At 60.5% G+C, this 17,194-nt stretch carries 15 protein-coding genes; 10 read left to right on the forward strand and 5 right to left on the reverse strand.

The window, feature by feature from the left end; translation table 11 throughout:
- Positions 1-184 precede the first annotated feature (184 nt).
- Complete coding sequence (locus BFP93_RS24225) at positions 185-1,435, reverse strand: MFS transporter (RefSeq protein WP_065895209.1); 1,251 nt, start codon at positions 1,433-1,435, stop codon at positions 185-187.
- 319 nt (positions 1,436-1,754) lie between these two features.
- Here BFP93_RS24225 and BFP93_RS24230 point away from each other — a divergent pair, with 319 nt between their 5' ends.
- From BFP93_RS24230 to BFP93_RS24240, 3 genes are read left to right on the forward strand one after another with little or no spacing between them, the layout of a single operon-like run.
- Positions 1,755-3,194 carry a cytochrome ubiquinol oxidase subunit I gene (locus tag BFP93_RS24230; protein WP_065895210.1) on the forward strand — a complete coding sequence of 480 codons (1,440 nt, stop codon included), beginning with the start codon at positions 1,755-1,757 and terminating at the stop codon, positions 3,192-3,194.
- 1 nt (position 3,195) lies between these two features.
- The gene (gene cydB, locus BFP93_RS24235; protein ID WP_065886905.1) at positions 3,196-4,203 is read left to right on the forward strand and encodes a cytochrome d ubiquinol oxidase subunit II; all 1,008 of its coding nucleotides are present in this window, start codon (positions 3,196-3,198) and stop codon (positions 4,201-4,203) included.
- A 12-nt stretch (positions 4,204-4,215) separates the two neighbouring features.
- On the forward strand, positions 4,216-4,383 hold the full coding sequence (locus BFP93_RS24240) for a DUF2474 domain-containing protein (protein ID WP_065886906.1): 168 nt from the start codon (positions 4,216-4,218) through the stop codon (positions 4,381-4,383).
- 68 nt (positions 4,384-4,451) lie between these two features.
- Here the strand turns inward: BFP93_RS24240 and BFP93_RS24245 are convergent, their stop codons facing one another.
- Both BFP93_RS24245 and BFP93_RS24250 read right to left on the reverse strand, forming a co-directional pair.
- Positions 4,452-5,576, reverse strand: a complete 1,125-nt coding sequence (locus tag BFP93_RS24245; protein ID WP_065895211.1) for a methyltransferase — start codon at positions 5,574-5,576, stop codon at positions 4,452-4,454.
- A gap of 142 nt (positions 5,577-5,718) precedes the next feature.
- Positions 5,719-6,429: a helix-turn-helix transcriptional regulator gene (locus tag BFP93_RS24250; RefSeq protein WP_065895212.1), complete on the reverse strand. Its 711-nt coding sequence runs from the start codon at positions 6,427-6,429 to the stop codon at positions 5,719-5,721.
- 427 nt (positions 6,430-6,856) lie between these two features.
- Between BFP93_RS24250 and BFP93_RS24255 the strand changes: the two genes are divergently transcribed.
- Complete coding sequence (locus BFP93_RS24255; RefSeq protein WP_065895213.1) at positions 6,857-7,633, forward strand: ferredoxin--NADP reductase; 777 nt, start codon at positions 6,857-6,859, stop codon at positions 7,631-7,633.
- Positions 7,634-7,673: 40 nt separating this feature from the next.
- Here BFP93_RS24255 and mscL read toward each other — a convergent pair whose 3' ends face one another.
- Positions 7,674-8,090, reverse strand: a complete 417-nt coding sequence (mscL, locus tag BFP93_RS24260; RefSeq protein ID WP_065895214.1) for a large-conductance mechanosensitive channel protein MscL — start codon at positions 8,088-8,090, stop codon at positions 7,674-7,676.
- A 287-nt stretch (positions 8,091-8,377) separates the two neighbouring features.
- Here mscL and katB point away from each other — a divergent pair, with 287 nt between their 5' ends.
- From katB to yjiA, 6 genes are all read left to right on the forward strand, one after another.
- Positions 8,378-9,919, forward strand: a complete 1,542-nt coding sequence (gene katB / locus BFP93_RS24265) for a catalase KatB (protein ID WP_065895215.1) — start codon at positions 8,378-8,380, stop codon at positions 9,917-9,919.
- Positions 9,920-10,057: 138 nt separating this feature from the next.
- On the forward strand, positions 10,058-10,606 hold the full coding sequence (locus BFP93_RS24270; protein WP_065895216.1) for an ankyrin repeat domain-containing protein: 549 nt from the start codon (positions 10,058-10,060) through the stop codon (positions 10,604-10,606).
- Between the two features lie 35 nt (positions 10,607-10,641).
- Positions 10,642-12,009 carry a DNA repair protein RadA gene (gene radA / locus BFP93_RS24275; RefSeq protein WP_032884669.1) on the forward strand — a complete coding sequence of 456 codons (1,368 nt, stop codon included), beginning with the start codon at positions 10,642-10,644 and terminating at the stop codon, positions 12,007-12,009.
- A 294-nt stretch (positions 12,010-12,303) separates the two neighbouring features.
- Positions 12,304-14,370, forward strand: coding sequence for a carbon starvation CstA family protein (locus BFP93_RS24280; RefSeq protein WP_065886913.1), 2,067 nt, complete (start codon positions 12,304-12,306; stop codon positions 14,368-14,370).
- 15 nt (positions 14,371-14,385) lie between these two features.
- Positions 14,386-14,583: a YbdD/YjiX family protein gene (locus BFP93_RS24285; protein ID WP_003176208.1), complete on the forward strand. Its 198-nt coding sequence runs from the start codon at positions 14,386-14,388 to the stop codon at positions 14,581-14,583.
- A gap of 154 nt (positions 14,584-14,737) precedes the next feature.
- Positions 14,738-15,697: a GTPase gene (gene yjiA, locus BFP93_RS24290; protein ID WP_065895217.1), complete on the forward strand. Its 960-nt coding sequence runs from the start codon at positions 14,738-14,740 to the stop codon at positions 15,695-15,697.
- A 126-nt stretch (positions 15,698-15,823) separates the two neighbouring features.
- On the opposite strand, the gene glyA is transcribed toward yjiA, so the two are convergent.
- Positions 15,824-17,077, reverse strand: coding sequence for a serine hydroxymethyltransferase (gene glyA, locus BFP93_RS24295; protein ID WP_065895218.1), 1,254 nt, complete (start codon positions 17,075-17,077; stop codon positions 15,824-15,826).
- Positions 17,078-17,194: the final 117 nt, after the last annotated feature.

The raw sequence follows: 17,194 nt of genomic DNA on the forward strand, positions 1-17,194 counted from the left end.
AGCCTGCGTTCGGCCAGCGTGGTTTAACGGGGCGCCTGAGATCAAGATCAAAAGCAGATCAAGATCAAGAGCGACTCGCTTCGCATCGTGGTTAGCGTTGGCGTTGGCGCTACAAAGTTGTTTAGATAACTATGGCTATCGGGGGCAAGCCCCCTGCCACATTTGACCTTATTGTCAACGCGGGTCAGGCGGTGGTTTTCAAGGCCGTTTCTTCCACCGGAACATGCATACGGTCGCGGTTGGCCAGGGTCGGGAACAGTTTGATCCACACTCCGGTCACGACCAGCGTACCCACGCCGCCCATGACGACGGCGGGCACAGTGCCGAACCAGTGCGCGGTGATGCCCGATTCGAACTCACCCAGTTGATTGGATGCGCCGATAAACAAGCCGTTGACTGCGCTCACTCGGCCGCGCATTTCATCCGGTGTTTCCAGTTGCACGAACGAAGCCCGGATCACCATGCTGATCATGTCCGCCGCGCCGAGTACCACCAGTACGGCCAGGGAGAACCAGAACGAGGTCGACAGGCCGAACGCGATGGTCGCCACGCCGAACACGCCGACGGCGGTGAACATTACGCGTCCCACTTTGCGGTCCACCGAAAAGCGTGCCAGCCACAGTGACATCAGCAGCGCCCCCACCGCCGGTGCCGAGCGCAGCAGGCCCAGGCCCCAGGGGCCGGTCAACAGGATGTCCTTGGCGAACACCGGCAATAGGGCGGTGGCGCCGCCCAGCAGTACGGCGAACAGGTCCAGGGAGATGGCGCCGAGGATGTCCGGCCGGCTGCGGATAAAGCGAATCCCGGCCAGCAACGAGTCGAGGGTGGCCTTGCCTTTGTTCAGCGGCGTCTGGCGGGCGGGGAGGTTCAGGGTCAGCCCGCAGGCGATCAGGTACAGCACCACGGTCGGGCCGTACACCCACACGCTGCCGAACGCGTAGAGCAAGCCGCCGAGGGCCGGGGCGACGATGGTCGCCAATTGCTGGGCCGATTGCGACGACGCCACGGCCCGGGGGAACAGCGTGGCGGGCACGATACTGGGCAGCATTGCCTGGGTGGTGGGCATTTCGAATGAACGGGCGGCGCCCAGCAGGAAGGCGAGAATGAAGATCATCTCGCGGGTCACGTTGCCGGTCAGCCCGCCGATGGCCAGGGACAGGGCAATCAGCGCCTGGACGGTCTGGCAGATGGCAGCGACCTTGCGTCGCTCATAGCGATCGGCCACGTGCCCGGTGTGCAGCATGAACAGCACACGCGGCACGAACTCCACCAGGCCGACCAATCCCAGGTCCAGCACATTGCCGGTCAGTTGGTAGAGGTTCCAGCCGATGGCCACGGTCAGCATCTGGAAGCCGCTGGCGGTAAAGATCCGCGCCAGCCAGAACGCGATAAAAGGGCGGTGGTGACGTAACAGCAACGCAGGTTCGCTAGGCATTGGGCGTACAGGTCGGGGGCCGAAGGGAACATCGAGATTAGCATTATGTTGTAACAAAGAGTTGCAATAACTCGGGTGAGGCAAGCTGTCACGCGGCAAAAGACCACACAACCGGACAGCGCAAATGGGACTACTCTTTCAACGATGCTTGATCCAGATCAAAACCTGCCAGGGGATTGTTCTGGCGGCCGAAAGGCCAGACTCCCTGCGTGACGGGTAAAAAAAGAAACGAATTGAAATTCGCCACACTCCATATCCGTAGGGGCAGTGGGTGCAGGCTCCGAGCCCGCAGCCGGTATTACCTGACAGAGGAAGACTTATGTTCGGTTTGGAGGCGCTAGATCTCGCCCGAATTCAATTTGCGTTCACCATCTCGTTTCACATCCTGTTCCCGGCGATCACCATCGGCCTGGCCAGTTACCTTGCGGTGCTGGAGGGCTTGTGGCTCAAGACCCGCAATGACACCTACCGCGACCTCTACCATTTCTGGTCGAAGATCTTTGCCGTCAACTTCGGCATGGGCGTGGTTTCGGGCCTGGTCATGGCTTACCAGTTCGGCACCAACTGGAGCAGGTTCTCGGACTTCGCCGGCGCCGTCACCGGGCCGCTGCTGACGTACGAAGTGCTCACCGCCTTCTTCCTCGAAGCCGGTTTCCTGGGCGTGATGCTGTTTGGCTGGAACAAGGTAGGGCGCAACCTGCACTTCTTCTCCACCGTGATGGTGGCGATCGGTACGCTGATTTCGACGTTCTGGATTCTCTCCTCCAACAGCTGGATGCAGACGCCCCAAGGCTTTGAAATCGTCGATGGCCGCGTGATCCCCACCGATTGGTTCGCCGTGGTCTTCAACCCCTCATTCCCCTACCGCCTGGCGCACATGGCCACCGCTGCCTTCGTGGCCACGGCGTTCTTCGTCGGTTCGTCGGCGGCCTGGCACCTGCTGCGCGGCAAGGACAACCCGGCGATCCGCAAGATGCTCTCGATGGCAATGTGGATGGCCTTGATCGTCGCGCCGATCCAGGCGGTGATCGGCGACTTCCACGGCCTCAATACCCTGAAGCACCAACCGGCCAAAATCGCCGCGATTGAAGGTCACTGGGAAAACATCGGCAATGAACCCACGCCGCTGATCCTGTTCGGCTGGCCGGACATGAAGGCGGAAAAAACCAAGTACGCGGTGGAAATCCCTTACCTGGGCAGCCTGATCCTGACTCACTCGCTGGACAAACAGGTGCCGGCGCTCAAGGACTTCCCGCCTGAAGACCGGCCTAATTCGACCGTGGTGTTCTGGTCGTTCCGGGTCATGGTCGGCCTGGGTTTCCTGATGATCTTCACGGGGCTGTTCAGCCTGTGGCTGCGCCGCGGCGACAAGATGTACACGTCCAAGCCGTTCCTGTACCTGGCGTTGTGGATGGGCCCTTCGGGGTTGATCGCGATTCTCGCCGGCTGGTTCACCACCGAAATCGGCCGCCAGCCGTGGGTGGTCTACGGGCTGATGCGCACGGCGGATGCCTCCTCCGGGCATAGCCTGGCGCAGATGACCATCACCCTGGTGCTGTTCGTGGTGGTGTACTTCGCGCTGTTCGGCGCGGGCCTGGGTTACATGATGCGACTGGTGCGCAAAGGGCCTGTGGTTTACGAGGTCACCGAGCCGACCCAGGGTGGACCTGGCCAGAAACGTACCCCGGCGCGTCCGTTGTCCGCTGCCGATGATGGCACCGATAACGACCACGACGACATCCAGCACAAGGGGCATTGAGATGGGCATTGATCTTCCGCTGATCTGGGCCGTGATCATCATCTTCGGCATCATGATGTACGTGGTGATGGACGGCTTCGACCTGGGCATCGGCATCCTGTTTCCATTTGTGAAGGGCAAGACCGACCGCGACGTCATGATGAACACCGTGGCGCCCGTGTGGGACGGTAACGAAACCTGGCTGGTATTGGGCGGCGCGGGCTTGTTCGGTGCATTCCCGCTGGCCTACTCGGTGGTGTTGTCGGCGTTGTACCTGCCGCTGATCCTGATGTTGATCGGGCTGATCTTTCGTGGCGTGGCCTTCGAGTTCCGCTTCAAGGCCAAGGACCACAAGCGCCACCTGTGGGACAAGGCGTTTATCGGCGGCTCACTGACGGCCACGTTCTTCCAGGGCGTGGCGCTGGGGGCGTTTATCGATGGCATTCCGGTGGTGAATCGCCAGTTCGCCGGCGGCTCGCTGGACTGGCTGACCCCGTTCACGATGTTCTGCGGCGTGGCGTTGATCGTGGCGTATGCCTTGCTCGGCTGCACCTGGCTGATCATGAAGACCGAAGGCAAGTTGCAGGAACAGATGCACAACCTGGCGCGCCCGCTGGCCTTCGTGGTGTTGGCGGTGATCGGTATCGTCAGCCTCTGGACGCCGCTGACCCACGCCGAAATCGCCTCGCGCTGGTTCACCCTGCCGAACCTGTTCTGGTTCCTGCCCGTGCCGCTGCTGGTGCTGGTGACGATGTACGGGTTGTTCCGCGCCGTGGCACGCCGGGCGCACTACACGCCCTTCCTGCTCACGCTGGTATTGATCTTCCTGGGTTACAGCGGCCTGGGAATCAGCCTGTGGCCGAACATCATTCCACCGTCAGTCTCGATCTGGGACGCCGCCGCGCCGCCGCAAAGCCAGGGCTTCATGCTGGTGGGCACCTTGTTCATCATTCCGTTCATCCTGGGCTACACCTTCTGGAGCTACTACGTGTTCCGCGGCAAGGTCACCCATGAAGACGGTTATCACTAGGAGGGTCGCAGCATGGCGGGTAAACCTTCGTTGCACGATATCGAACAGGCCGAGAAACAGCCGCTGTGGCGGCGCCTTGGATGGCTGGCGATGATCTGGACCGGCAGTGTGCTGGCCTTGTTTATCGTCGCCAGCCTGATGCGCATGTTCATGAACGCGGCCGGGCTGACTACCCACTGACATCCCGATCCGGGCTTTGCGGCCCGGTTTTTCAGCCCTGCTCTTCTTACCGGAAGGGCAGGGTTTTTTTATTTGCGCGCCTTGAGAATGACGAACTTGGGCGTGGCTGCCACTTGTTCGACGCCACGGAACAGGCGCGCCAATTTGCTGTGATAACCCAGGTGACGGTTACCGACGATATACAGCGCGCCACCCACCACCAGCGCCTCCCGCGCCTGCTGGAACATGCGCCAGGCGAGAAAGTCGCCCACCACCTGCTGCTGGTGGAAAGGCGGGTTGCACAGCACCACGTCCAACGACTGCGGGGCCTGGCCGGCCAGGCCGTCGTCGGCGCGCACGATGACATCACGTCCGCCCAGCGCGGCTTGCCAGTTTTCGGCGGCTGACTGCACCGCCATGAAGGACTCGTCCACCAGGGTGTAGTGCGCGTCGGGATTTTGCAGCGCGCTGGCAATTGCCAATACGCCGTTGCCGCAGCCAAGGTCGGCCACGCGGGCGCCGCCCAGGTTGTTCGGCAGGTGCGGCAGGAACGCGCGCGTGCCGATGTCCAGGCCTTCGCGGCAGAACACGTTGGCATGGTTGAGCAGTTCGATGGCCGGGGTATCCAGCGAGTAGCGGGTAGGGTAGGGCGATACGGGCGCGGGGCGCTGCGCGACGGTGGCGATCAGCAGCCGGGCCTTCTTTGCCGCAAGCGTGGCATGCATCGGTCCGATATAACGCTCCAGCAGTTCGCCGGCGGCGCGCGGCAAGTGTTTGACCATGGCCCCGGCGATCACTTCGGCGCCCGGTGCGAGTTGCCCGTGCAACCGGATCAACTGTTCTTCGAGCAGCGCCAGGGTCTTCGGCACACGCAGCAACACCCGATCGAACGGCCCGACCGGCACTTGGCTGGCCGGTACGAACGTTACCGCATCAAAGGCTTTACCGTTGCGCACCAGGTTTTTTCCCAGGCCCTGGGCGGCGAGGAACGAGTCCCCGCTGGAGGTCACCTGCACCTGGCCTGCAAGGCTGGCCGCGAGGGCGCCGAAGCTGTCATTGAGTACCAGCACACGGGTTGCCGCAGGGGGTTGCTGGCCGGCGAGGTGGCTGAGCAGGTATTCGTCGGCGGCACCGAAGGCTTGCAGCGGATCATTGTGTTGCTCGGGCTGACGGATCAAATCGAGCTGGGCGAAGGGGCTGTCAAGCAGGGGCATGGCGGGGCAGGCTCTGGGTAATCGACGGAACCGTCTGAGTGAACGGCGAGGCAACCTGTGAAAGGGCTGAATCAACACTCAGAATGGGCCGCAAATGTTACTTTTTTTTCAGCGCGATGACATGCGGTGTTTCTTGTTCGGGTCAAAACAGTCCTGCTTTAGAGGCACTGAGCACGGCCTGGATCTTATTGTGCACGCCAAGCTTCTTGAAGGTACTGCTGATATGAAAGCCCACTGTACGCTCGGACAGGCAGAGAATGGCCGCAATCTCGGAAGCGGTCTTGCCCATGGCGGACCACTTGAGGACCTCCGTCTCCCGTGCGGTCAACTTGCTGGGCGTGTTGATATGGGCTTTGTCGGCGTATTTTTTTGCAACCACTGCATGCATCGCATGGCAGAGCCACAACACCTGCCCGGCTTTTTCGTAAAGCTCTTCGGGGCTGACCTCGCCTTTGCCACGCGTCAGCGTGAGCATGCTGAACACACCCTGGAAATCATGGACCGCCTGACTCCAGCCCAAGTGCACCCCAAACGACTGGGCCAACTCCCACAGCTGGGGGGTACTGCTAAACGTTTTCGGGTCCCAGACAATGGGCAGGACACTGTTCTTGCAGTGGGATACAACAGGGTCTATTTCGAAGAAATGCGCTCGTTTGTAAATATTTCTCCATTCACTGGGATGGTTATCAAGATGTATGGGGTCTGTTTGGTTGCTTGGAGCTTGAGAACTCATCGTAAATGAGCAATGTTGGAATCCTAATTCATACGTGTGATTGACGACCATTTCAAACACGCTGGTGATTTCGCTCTCGCCTTCAAGCTTGGGCAGCCGTGTATTGCGCCATTTGACCATCGATTGCTCTCCATAGGTTTTCGTGTGACTTGGGTACGTCCTCATCCCAATGCGACTTGAATGGAAAGTGTAGGATAAGTCTTACTTGTGGGGCTGAAAAAAAACTCCTTGACTGCCTTCGGCCAGGCTGTAACAGAGTGGACAAGGACTGGGCTTTAGTCGGACTTATGGAAGAGAGCGCAGTTTTTCAATCATTTACGAATGATGTCAAAGTGACGCCATCGGTACGTTCGCTTTCGTGTTGTTGCGTATTGCGGGCGTATTCATAGCGAAATGTTTAGTTCGGTGTTGGGACGCTATTTGTCACCGATTGTTACCCGCCTGACAGGGCCGTCGACTCGGTTGACTGTAATGCCATTACCAATCAGCGGTGTTTGCGCGGCGCGCTTTGAGAGACACTACGGCCCTGTGCAAAACGGAGCCCCCCATGACGGCCAGTGCTGAGAAATTTACCCGCCAGACCTTGCTCGATGTGCAATCGCTGACTCCCAGCCTTTTCACCCTGCGCACCACGCGTGATGCCGGTTTTCGCTTTACCGCCGGCCAATTCGTGCGTCTGGGCGTCACCAAGGCGGATGGCAGTACCGTGTGGCGCGCCTATTCCATCGTGTCGTCGCCGTTTGACGAATACCTCGATTTCTTTTCCATCGTGGTTCCAGGCGGCGAGTTCACCAGTGAGTTGAGCCGCCTGAAAGTCGGCGATAGCGTGCTGGTGGAGCGCCAGGCCACCGGCTTTCTGACGCTGAACCGCTTTGTAGACGGGCGTGATCTGTGGCTGCTGGGAACCGGCACCGGGGTGGCACCGTTCCTGTCGATCCTGCAGGATTTCGAGGTGTGGGAGAAGTTCGAACGTATCGTCCTGGTGTACAGCGCACGCGAGGCCAGGGAGCTGGCCTACCAGACGCTGATCAAGGAACTGGGCGAGCGCGAATACCTGGCCGAATACGCCCACAAGCTGATCTACATCCCTATCGTCACCCGCGAGCGGCATCCGGGCGCATTGAACGGGCGTATCACTACCTTGATCGAGAACGGGGAGCTGGAGCGCGCGGCCGGCATCGCGTTGACAGCGCAGCACTCACGCGTGCTGATTTGCGGCAACCCGCAGATGGTCGATGACACGCGCCAGTTGCTCAAGCAGCGCGACATGCAACTGAGCCTGAGCCGACGCCCGGGCCAGGTGGCGGTGGAAAACTACTGGTAAAAAAAAGGCGCCTCACGAGGCGCCTTTTTGCATCTGCCGGTCAGAGCGGTTTGTCGTTCTGTGCCTTGAGCAGGTCGCGAATCTCGCCCAACAGCACCTCTTGCTTGGTCGGCGTCGGCGGCAGGCTCGGGGCTACGGCCTCTTCGCGCTTGAGGCGGTTGATCGCCTTTACACCCATGAAGATGGCGAAGGCGACGATCAAAAAGTCGACCACGCTCTGGATGAACTTGCCGTATGCCAGCACCACGGTGGGTGCATCGCCTTGCGCGGCTTTAAGCGTGATTGCCAGGTCGCCGAAGTCCACGCCACCGATCAACAGGCCGAGGGGCGGCATTACCACGTCGCCTACAAACGAGGAAACAATTTTGCCGAACGCGGCGCCGATGATAATACCGACGGCCATGTCGACCACATTACCTTTGACCGCGAAGGCCTTGAACTCACTGATCACGCCCATAAGTTATTCCTTGTTACAGATGAGAAGGGTGGAGGTCAGTGTAAGTCAGTCGTAGCGGGCTCGCGCGACACAACCTTTAACACTGTTGGTTTTAATCGACACATTAAAACGCAATTAGTTTGCAAAGTGCCACCAATCGCGCGCGGGATACGGCTAATTTCAGCGGGTTACCACATTTTTTTCTCAATCGGGCCTGTGGGGTTTTTCTATTTATCTTCTGACCCGCAGGTCACTAGCCTCTGGCAAGCACAACTGAATGTGCACTAAAAAAACCAGAGGAAACCTTGATGAACCATTCAATCAATCGCAGGCCCGTGTCGGCACGCCAAGCCTTGGCGTTGGTGACCGCCAGCCTGCTGACCCTCTCCGTGCAAGCCGCCAACCTGACCCGTGACAACGGCGCCGCCGTTGGCGATAACCAGAACTCGCAGACGGCCGGCGCCAATGGCCCCGTGCTGCTGCAGGACGTTCAATTGATTCAGAAGCTGCAGCGCTTCGACCGCGAACGTATCCCCGAGCGCGTGGTGCATGCCCGTGGCACGGGCGCCCATGGCACCTTCACCGTGACCGACAACCTCAGCGACCTGACCAAGGCCAAGGTATTTGCCGCCGGTGAAGCCACGCCGGTATTCGTGCGCTTCTCGGCCGTGGTCCACGGAAACCATTCCCCGGAAACCCTGCGCGACCCACGGGGCTTCGCCACCAAGTTCTATACCGCCGAAGGCAACTGGGACCTGGTCGGTAATAACTTCCCGACGTTCTTCATTCGCGATGCCATCAAGTTCCCGGACATGGTCCACGCGTTCAAACCGGACCCGCGCACTAACCTGGACGATGACTCGCGTCGTTTCGACTTCTTCTCCCATGTTCCCGAGTCCACACGCACACTGACCGAGTTGTACTCGGACTCCGGCACACCGGCCAGTTACCGGGAGATGGACGGCAACGGCGTACATGCCTACAAGTTGATCAACGCCAAGGGTGAAGTGCACTACGTCAAGTTTCACTGGAAGAGCCTGCAAGGCATCAAGAACCTTGACCCCAAGCAAGTCACCGAAGTGCAAGGGCGTGACTACAGCCATATGACCAATGACCTGGTCACCCATATCAACAAGGGCGACTTCCCCAAGTGGGACCTGTATGTGCAGGTGTTGAAACCTGAAGACCTGGCCAAGTTCGATTTCGACCCACTGGACGCCACCAAGATCTGGCCGAATGTGCCGGAGCGCAAAGTCGGGCAAATGGTGCTCAACCGCAACCCGGGCAATGTTTTCCAGGAGACCGAACAAGTGGCGATGGCCCCGGCCAACCTGGTGCCGGGTATCGAACCGTCGGAAGACCGCCTGCTGCAAGGTCGGGTGTTCTCCTACGCCGACACGCAAATGTACCGATTGGGCGCCAATGCCCTGCAACTGCCGATCAACGCCCCACGGGTCACCGTCAACAACGGCAACCAGGACGGCGCGCTGAACTTCGGCAAGACCACCACCGGCGTGAACTACCAGCCAAGCCGCCTGTTGCCACGGGAAGAGCCGCAGGCTGCGCGCTACAGCCAGTCGCCGCTGTCGGGCAGCACCCAGCAGGCGAAGATTCAGCGTGAGCAGAACTTCAAGCAGGCCGGCGACTTGTATCGCTCCTACAGCAAGAAAGAGCGTCAGGACCTGATCGACAACTTCGGCGGCTCGCTGGCGACCACCGATGATGAAAGCAAGCACATCATCCTGTCGTTCCTCTACAAGGCCGACCCGGAATACGGCACCGGTGTGGCCAAGGTGGCCAAGGGTGACTTGGCGCGTGTGAAAGCACTGGCTGACAAACTGACTGACTAACCACGCCCTCCTGTAGGAGCGAGCTTGCTCGCGAAGAACTCAAAGGCAACGCATTTATCCAGGATGCACGCGTTATCGTTGACGTTTTTCGCGAGCAAGCGCGCTCCTGCAAGGGGATCTTTCTCAAGGATCTTGATCATGCGTACGTTCATATGGGCACTGCTGGCCTGCTGTTCGTTCAGTGTGCTGGCCGAACAACCCCCCTCCAATGACCCTGGTGCGCTCAAGGCGCAGCTTCAGGATTATTATTTCGACGCCGCCCGCCGTGGCGACCTTGACATGCTCAACACTTTCATTGAGTCGGGCTATGCCCTGAATACTCAGGACGACAAGGGCTACACCGCCTTGATCCTCGCCGCTTATCACGGCCAAAGCGCCTACGTTGAGCGCCTGTTGGCCGCCGGCGCCGACGCCTGCGTGCAGGACAAGCGCGGCAACACCGCGCTGATGGGCGCGATTTTCAAAGGCGAACTGCAAATCGCCCAGCGCTTGCTGGCCACCGACTGCAACCCCGACCAACGCAACGGCGCGGGGCAGACGGCCGCCATGTACGCCGGGCTATTTAAACGCGTGGAATTGTTAAGCGAATTGAAGGCCAAAGGCGCCGACCTGAACGCCGAAGACCCCATCGGCAACAGCGCTTCACGCTTGGCCAGCGGTGAAATCCGGACCCCGGCGCCGCGCTGAGCTATCATCGCGGTTTTTCGGTTGGAGGTTCTTCAATGGCAAAGGCCAAGCGCATGTACGGCTGCACCGAGTGCGGCGCGACCTTTCCCAAATGGGCGGGCCAGTGCGGCGAGTGCGGTGCGTGGAACACCCTGACTGAAACCATGATTGAAAGCGGTGGCGCCGCAGCGCCCACCGGCCGCGCCGGCTGGACCGGGCAACAAGCGCAGATCAAGACCCTGGCCGAAGTCAGCGTCGAAGAGATCCCGCGTTTCTCCACGGCCTCCGGCGAGCTGGACCGGGTATTGGGCGGTGGCCTGGTGGACGGCTCCGTGGTGCTGATCGGCGGTGACCCGGGTATCGGTAAATCCACGATCCTGCTGCAAACCCTGTGCAGCATCGCCAGCCGCATGCCGGCGCTGTACGTCACCGGGGAAGAGTCCCAGCAACAAGTGGCCATGCGCGCCCGTCGCCTGGGCCTGCCCCAGGACCAACTGCGGGTCATGACCGAAACCTGCATCGAAAGCATTATCGCCACGGCGCGCATCGAAAAACCCAAGGTCATGGTGATCGACTCGATCCAGACGATTTTCACCGAGCAACTGCAATCGGCGCCCGGCGGCGTATCCCAGGTGCGTGAAAGCGCGGCGCTGTTGGTGCGCTATGCCAAGCAGAGCGGCACGGCGATCTTCCTGGTCGGCCACGTGACCAAGGAAGGCGCGCTGGCCGGGCCGCGAGTGCTGGAGCATATGGTGGACACCGTGCTGTATTTCGAAGGTGAATCCGATGGCCGCCTGCGGTTGCTGCGGGCGGTGAAGAACCGTTTTGGCGCGGTGAACGAGTTGGGTGTATTTGCCATGACCGACCGCGGGCTGAAAGAAGTCTCCAATCCGTCGGCGATTTTTCTCACCCGCGCTCAGGAAGAAGTCCCAGGCAGCGTGGTGATGGCGACGTGGGAAGGCACCCGGCCGATGCTGGTGGAAGTCCAGGCGCTGGTGGATGACAGCCATCTGGCCAACCCGCGCCGGGTCACCCTCGGCCTGGACCAGAATCGCCTGGCCATGCTGTTGGCGGTATTGCACCGCCATGGCGGCATTCCGACTCACGATCAGGACGTCTTCCTCAACGTGGTGGGCGGGGTCAAGGTGCTGGAGACCGCGTCCGACCTGGCGTTGATGGCGGCGGTGATGTCCAGCTTGCGCAACCGGCCGTTGCCCCATGACTTGCTGGTGTTTGGCGAGGTGGGTTTGTCGGGCGAAGTGCGCCCGGTGCCCAGTGGCCAGGAGCGCTTGAAAGAGGCGGCCAAGCATGGCTTCAAGCGGGCGATCGTGCCCAAGGGCAATGCGCCGAAGGAAATGCCGCCAGGGTTGCAGGTGATTGGGGTCACGCGCCTGGAACAGGCGCTGGATGCGCTGTTCGAGTAATCACCAACACCGCAAAACCCATGTGGGAGGGGGCTTGCCCCCGATGACGGCAGGTCAGTCAATCTATCAGCGCCTGACACACTGCTATCGGGGGCAAGCCCCCTCCCACATTTTGACCTGTGTTGGATTCCAGGTTTCCAGCAATGCCGCCACCGCTGCGCCATCATCCAGCCTTTATTTCCGCTTTTTTTGCCTCGGCAAGGCTCTAGACCAAGGAAGGGGGTGGCCTTTAAGGCCAACAGCGCTAAACTCGGGCTGGCTGTCCTTTCTGTCCACCCTGGCTGGAATATAAAAATGAAAAATAATAATAGCCTGCTACGCCATCTACCCTGGCTGGTGCTGGCAATCGTAGGAGCATGCGCCCTCGGCGTAGTGGCCTTGCGCCGCGGCGAGGCGATCAACGCCTTGTGGATTGTGGTTGCTGCGGTGGCCATCTACCTGGTCGCGTACCGGTACTACAGCCTGTTCATCGCCAATAACGTGATGCAACTGGACCCACGGCGAGCAACCCCCGCAGTGGTCAACAACGACGGTCTGGACTACGTGCCGACCAACAAACACATTCTTTTCGGTCACCACTTTGCGGCGATTGCCGGCGCGGGCCCTCTGGTCGGCCCGGTATTGGCGGCGCAAATGGGTTACCTGCCCGGCACGCTCTGGCTGATTGCCGGTGTGGTGCTGGCCGGTGCGGTGCAGGATTTCATGATTCTGTTCCTGTCCACCCGGCGTAACGGCCGTTCCCTGGGCGATATGGTCCGCGAAGAAATGGGCCGCATTCCCGGGACCATTGCGCTGTTCGGCTGCTTCCTGATCATGATCATCATCCTCGCGGTGCTGGCGCTGATCGTGGTCAAGGCCCTGGCCGAGAGCCCGTGGGGCATCTTCACGGTGATGGCGACCATCCCGATCGCGATGTTCATGGGCATTTACATGCGCTACATCCGTCCGGGCCGCATTGGCGAGATTTCGATCATCGGCGTGCTGTTGCTGCTGGGTTCGATCTGGCTGGGCGGGCAGATCGCCGCTGACCCGGTGTGGGCCAAGGCCTTCACCTTTACCGGCATCCAGATCACCTGGATGCTGATCGGCTACGGGTTTGTTGCCGCCGTATTGCCGGTATGGCTGATCCTGGCCCCGCGTGACTACCTGTCGACTTTCCTGAAAATCGGCACCATCATCGCGCTGGCGATTGGCATCCTGGTCACCATGCCTGACCTGAAAATGCCGGCGCTTACCCAGTTCATCGACGGCACCGGCCCGGTGTGGAAGGGCGGCCTGTTCCCGTTCCTGTTCATCACCATTGCCTGCGGCGCGGTCTCCGGTTTCCATGCGCTGATCTCCTCGGGCACCACGCCCAAGCTGCTGGCCAATGAAAGCCATGCGCGCTACATCGGTTACGGCGGCATGCTGATGGAGTCGTTCGTGGCCATCATGGCGATGGTTGCCGCGTCGGTGATCGAGCCTGGCGTGTACTTCGCCATGAACAGCCCGGCGGCGATTGTCGGTAGCGACGTAGTGACCGTGGCGCAGACCGTCAGCAGCTGGGGCTTTGCAATCACCCCCGAGGCGCTGTCGGCCGTGGCCCATGACATCGGTGAAACCACCATCCTGGCCCGTGCCGGCGGTGCACCGACCCTGGCGGTCGGTATCGCGCAGATCCTGCACAGCGTACTGCCGGGTGAAAACACCATGGCGTTCTGGTACCACTTTGCGATCCTGTTCGAAGCGCTGTTCATCCTGACGGCGGTCGATGCCGGTACCCGTGCCGGTCGTTTCATGCTGCAGGATCTGCTCGGCTCCTTCGTGCCGTCGCTCAAGCGCACCGAATCCTGGACCGCCAACCTGATCGCCACCGCCGGTTGTGTGGCGATGTGGGGTTACCTGCTGTACCAGGGCGTGATCGACCCACTGGGCGGCATCAACACCTTGTGGCCGCTGTTCGGTATCTCCAACCAGATGCTGGCCGGGATCGCGCTGATGCTCGCCACGGTTGTGCTGATCAAAATGAAGCGTCAGCGCTACATTTGGGTGACCCTGGTGCCGGCCGTCTGGCTGTTGATCTGCACCACCACGGCGGGCTTTATCAAGCTGTTCGACGCCAACCCGGCAATCGGCTTCCTGTCGCTGGCGAAGAAATACAGCGATGCCCTGGCCAACGGCCAGATCCTGGCCCCGGCCAAGAGCATCGACCAGATGCAGCACGTGATCTACAACGCCTACACCAACGCAACGCTGACGGCGCTGTTCCTGTTCGTGGTGTTCAGCATCCTGTTCTATGCGCTCAAGGTCGGCATTGCCGCCTGGGGCAACAAAGAGCGTACGGATAAAGAAGCGCCATTCCAGGCCGTACCGGACGCATAACCGAGGATTGCAACCATGTTCAATGACATCAGTCGCCTCGGTAAATACCTCGGTCAGGCCGCGCGCCTGATGGTCGGCATGCCCGACTACGACACGTACGTCGAGCATATGCAAACCAAGCACCCGGACAAGCCGATGATGGACTACAAGGCGTTCTTCCGCGAACGCCAGGAGGCCCGTTACGGCGGCAAGGGTGGGCCCAAGTGCTGCTGACCCGGCACTCTGGCCAGTAGTGATTCCATGTGGGAGGGGGCTTGCCCCCGATAGCGGTGTATCAGCGACACATCAGTGCCTGACACACCGCCATCGGGGGCAAGCCCCCTCCCACATTTGTTTTGTGTTCCTTCAGATATAAGGAGAACTGTCTGTGTCCTCTCCCATTCCGGTCACCGTGCTCAGCGGCTTTCTCGGCGCCGGCAAGACCACCTTGCTGCGCCATCTGCTCAAGGCCGAACACGGCTTGAAGATCGCCGTGATCGAAAACGAATTCAGTGATGCCGGCATCGATACCCAACTGTTGGGCGCAGAGCCGGTACAGGTCATGACCCTCTCCAACGGCTGCGTGTGCTGCACCATCCATACCGACTTGACCAAGGCGCTGTACTTGCTGCTCGAGCGGCTGGACAGCGGCGAAATCGTCTTCGACCGCCTGGTGATCGAGTGCACCGGCCTGGCCGATCCCGCGCCGGTGGCCCAGACCTTTTTTATCGATGAGGAACTGCGCGAGCGCTATATCCTTGACGGCATCATCACCCTGGTGGACGCGGCCCACGCCGAGCAACACCTGACCCAGACCATCGCCCAGGCCCAGATCGGCTTTGCCGACCGCCTGCTGGTGAGCAAGCGCGACCTGGTGGACGAAGCCTCCTTCAACGCCCTCAGCGAACGCCTGACCCGCATCAATCGCCGCGCACCAATCCGGGTGGTGGAGCATGGCAAGATCGACCTCGCCGAGTTACTGGATGTGCGCGGCTTCAACCTCAACGCCGGCATGAGCCTGCGCCCGGTCAGCGCTGCGCCATCGGTCGACCGTATTTCCAGCCTGGTGCTGCGCACCGACCAGCCGCTGGATATAGACCGCCTCAGTGAGTTCATGAACGAACTGTTGGAAGACCATGGCAAGCAACTGCTGCGCTACAAGGGCGTGCTGAACATTGCCGGAGAGGATCGGCGCATGGTGTTCCAGGGCGTGCTGAAGCTCTACGGCTTCGACTGGGACACCGAGTGGGCCGAAGGTGAGACGCGGGAAAGTGTGATTGTGTTTATTGCCGATGAATTGCCGGAAGACAAGATTCGAGAAGGGTTTGCCAGGGTCTACCGGGCATAAAAAAGCCCACCTGTAGGAGCGAGCTTGCTCGCGAAGAACTCACAGGTAACGCGTGCTTCCAGGATGCACGCGTTACCGTTGACGTTTTTCGCGAGCAAGCTCGCTCCTACAGTGGGCTTCTTAGTATTACGCGCCGTACACCGGCAGCTTCTTGCAGATGGCCTTGACCTTCTCACGTACCGCGTCGATCACGGCTTCGTTGTTCAGGTCCGCCAGGATGTCGCAGATCCAGCCGGCCAGTTCCTTGCACTCGGCTTCCTTGAAGCCACGGGTGGTCACAGCCGGGGTGCCGAAGCGCAGGCCGGAGGTGACGAACGGTGAACGTGGGTCGTTCGGCACGGAGTTCTTGTTCACGGTGATGAAGGCTTTGCCCAGGGCAGCGTCAGCATCTTTACCGGAAATGTCCTGCTTGATCAGCGACAGCAGGAACAGGTGGTTCTCGGTACCGCCGGACACCACGTCAAAACCGCGCTCGATGAACACGCCGGCCATGGCCTTGGCGTTCTTGACCACTTGTTGCTGGTAGGTCTTGAACTCAGGCTGCAGCGCTTCCTTGAAGCAGATCGCCTTGGCCGCGATCACGTGTTCCAGCGGGCCACCCTGGGCGCCCGGGAATACGGCGGAGTTGAGCTTCTTCTCGATCTCGGCATTGGCGCGCGCCAGGATCAGGCCGCCACGTGGACCGCGCAGGGTCTTGTGGGTGGTGGTGGTGACCACATCGGCGTAAGGCACCGGGTTCGGGTAGACGCCCGCAGCGACCAGGCCTGCAACGTGCGCCATGTCCACGAACAGGTAGGCGCCAACCTTGTCGGCGATGGCGCGGAAGCGTGGGAAATCCAGGATCTGCGAGTAGGCAGAGAAACCGGCCACGATCATTTTTGGCTTGTGCTCGACCGCCAGGCGCTCGACTTCGTCGTAGTCGATCAGGCCATTGGCATCGATACCGTATTGAACGGCGTTGTACAGCTTGCCGGAGGAGGACACGCTGGCGCCGTGGGTCAGGTGGCCGCCGTGGGCCAGGCTCATGCCCAGGATGGTATCGCCACCTTGCAGCAGGGCCAGGTACACCGCGCTGTTGGCCTGGGAACCGGCGTGGGGCTGGACGTTGGCGTAATCGGCGCCGAACAGCTCTTTGGCACGGTCGATGGCCAACTGCTCAACCACGTCGACGTATTCGCAACCGCCGTAGTAGCGCTTGCCCGGATAGCCTTCGGCGTACTTGTTGGTCAGCACCGAACCTTGAGCCTCCATCACCGCAGGGCTGGTGTAGTTTTCCGAAGCGATCAGCTCAATGTGCTCTTCCTGGCGCACGGCTTCTTGCTCCATGGCGGCGAAGAGATCGGCGTCGTACTTGGCAATAGTCAAATCACGGCTGAACATGGCGGTCCTCAAGGATCGGGGGCAGAAAAGGAGGGCATTCTAACCCAATGGGTTTTGGATGGCATATGAAAGGACATCATGTCGCGGACAAGTGGGGCTCATCTGGGTGTGGGTGGT

Origin of the sequence: Pseudomonas sp. 44 R 15, from assembly GCF_900004965.1 — a bacterium.
Classification (GTDB): domain Bacteria; phylum Pseudomonadota; class Gammaproteobacteria; order Pseudomonadales; family Pseudomonadaceae; genus Aquipseudomonas; species Aquipseudomonas orientalis_A.

Excerpts from the sequence above, each read along its gene's own strand:
- BFP93_RS24225 (WP_065895209.1), bottom strand. The coding sequence starts at position 1,435 with ATGCCTAGCGAACCTGCGTTGCTGTTACGTCACCACCGCCCTTTTATC.
- BFP93_RS24230 (WP_065895210.1), top strand. The coding sequence starts at position 1,755 with ATGTTCGGTTTGGAGGCGCTAGATCTCGCCCGAATTCAATTTGCGTTC.
- cydB (WP_065886905.1), top strand. The coding sequence starts at position 3,196 with ATGGGCATTGATCTTCCGCTGATCTGGGCCGTGATCATCATCTTCGGC.
- BFP93_RS24240 (WP_065886906.1), top strand. The coding sequence starts at position 4,216 with ATGGCGGGTAAACCTTCGTTGCACGATATCGAACAGGCCGAGAAACAG.
- BFP93_RS24245 (WP_065895211.1), bottom strand. The coding sequence starts at position 5,576 with ATGCCCCTGCTTGACAGCCCCTTCGCCCAGCTCGATTTGATCCGTCAG.
- BFP93_RS24250 (WP_065895212.1), bottom strand. The coding sequence starts at position 6,429 with ATGGTCAAATGGCGCAATACACGGCTGCCCAAGCTTGAAGGCGAGAGC.
- BFP93_RS24255 (WP_065895213.1), top strand. The coding sequence starts at position 6,857 with ATGACGGCCAGTGCTGAGAAATTTACCCGCCAGACCTTGCTCGATGTG.
- mscL (WP_065895214.1), bottom strand. The coding sequence starts at position 8,090 with ATGGGCGTGATCAGTGAGTTCAAGGCCTTCGCGGTCAAAGGTAATGTG.
- katB (WP_065895215.1), top strand. The coding sequence starts at position 8,378 with ATGAACCATTCAATCAATCGCAGGCCCGTGTCGGCACGCCAAGCCTTG.
- BFP93_RS24270 (WP_065895216.1), top strand. The coding sequence starts at position 10,058 with ATGCGTACGTTCATATGGGCACTGCTGGCCTGCTGTTCGTTCAGTGTG.
- radA (WP_032884669.1), top strand. The coding sequence starts at position 10,642 with ATGGCAAAGGCCAAGCGCATGTACGGCTGCACCGAGTGCGGCGCGACC.
- BFP93_RS24280 (WP_065886913.1), top strand. The coding sequence starts at position 12,304 with ATGAAAAATAATAATAGCCTGCTACGCCATCTACCCTGGCTGGTGCTG.
- BFP93_RS24285 (WP_003176208.1), top strand. The coding sequence starts at position 14,386 with ATGTTCAATGACATCAGTCGCCTCGGTAAATACCTCGGTCAGGCCGCG.
- glyA (WP_065895218.1), bottom strand. The coding sequence starts at position 17,077 with ATGTTCAGCCGTGATTTGACTATTGCCAAGTACGACGCCGATCTCTTC.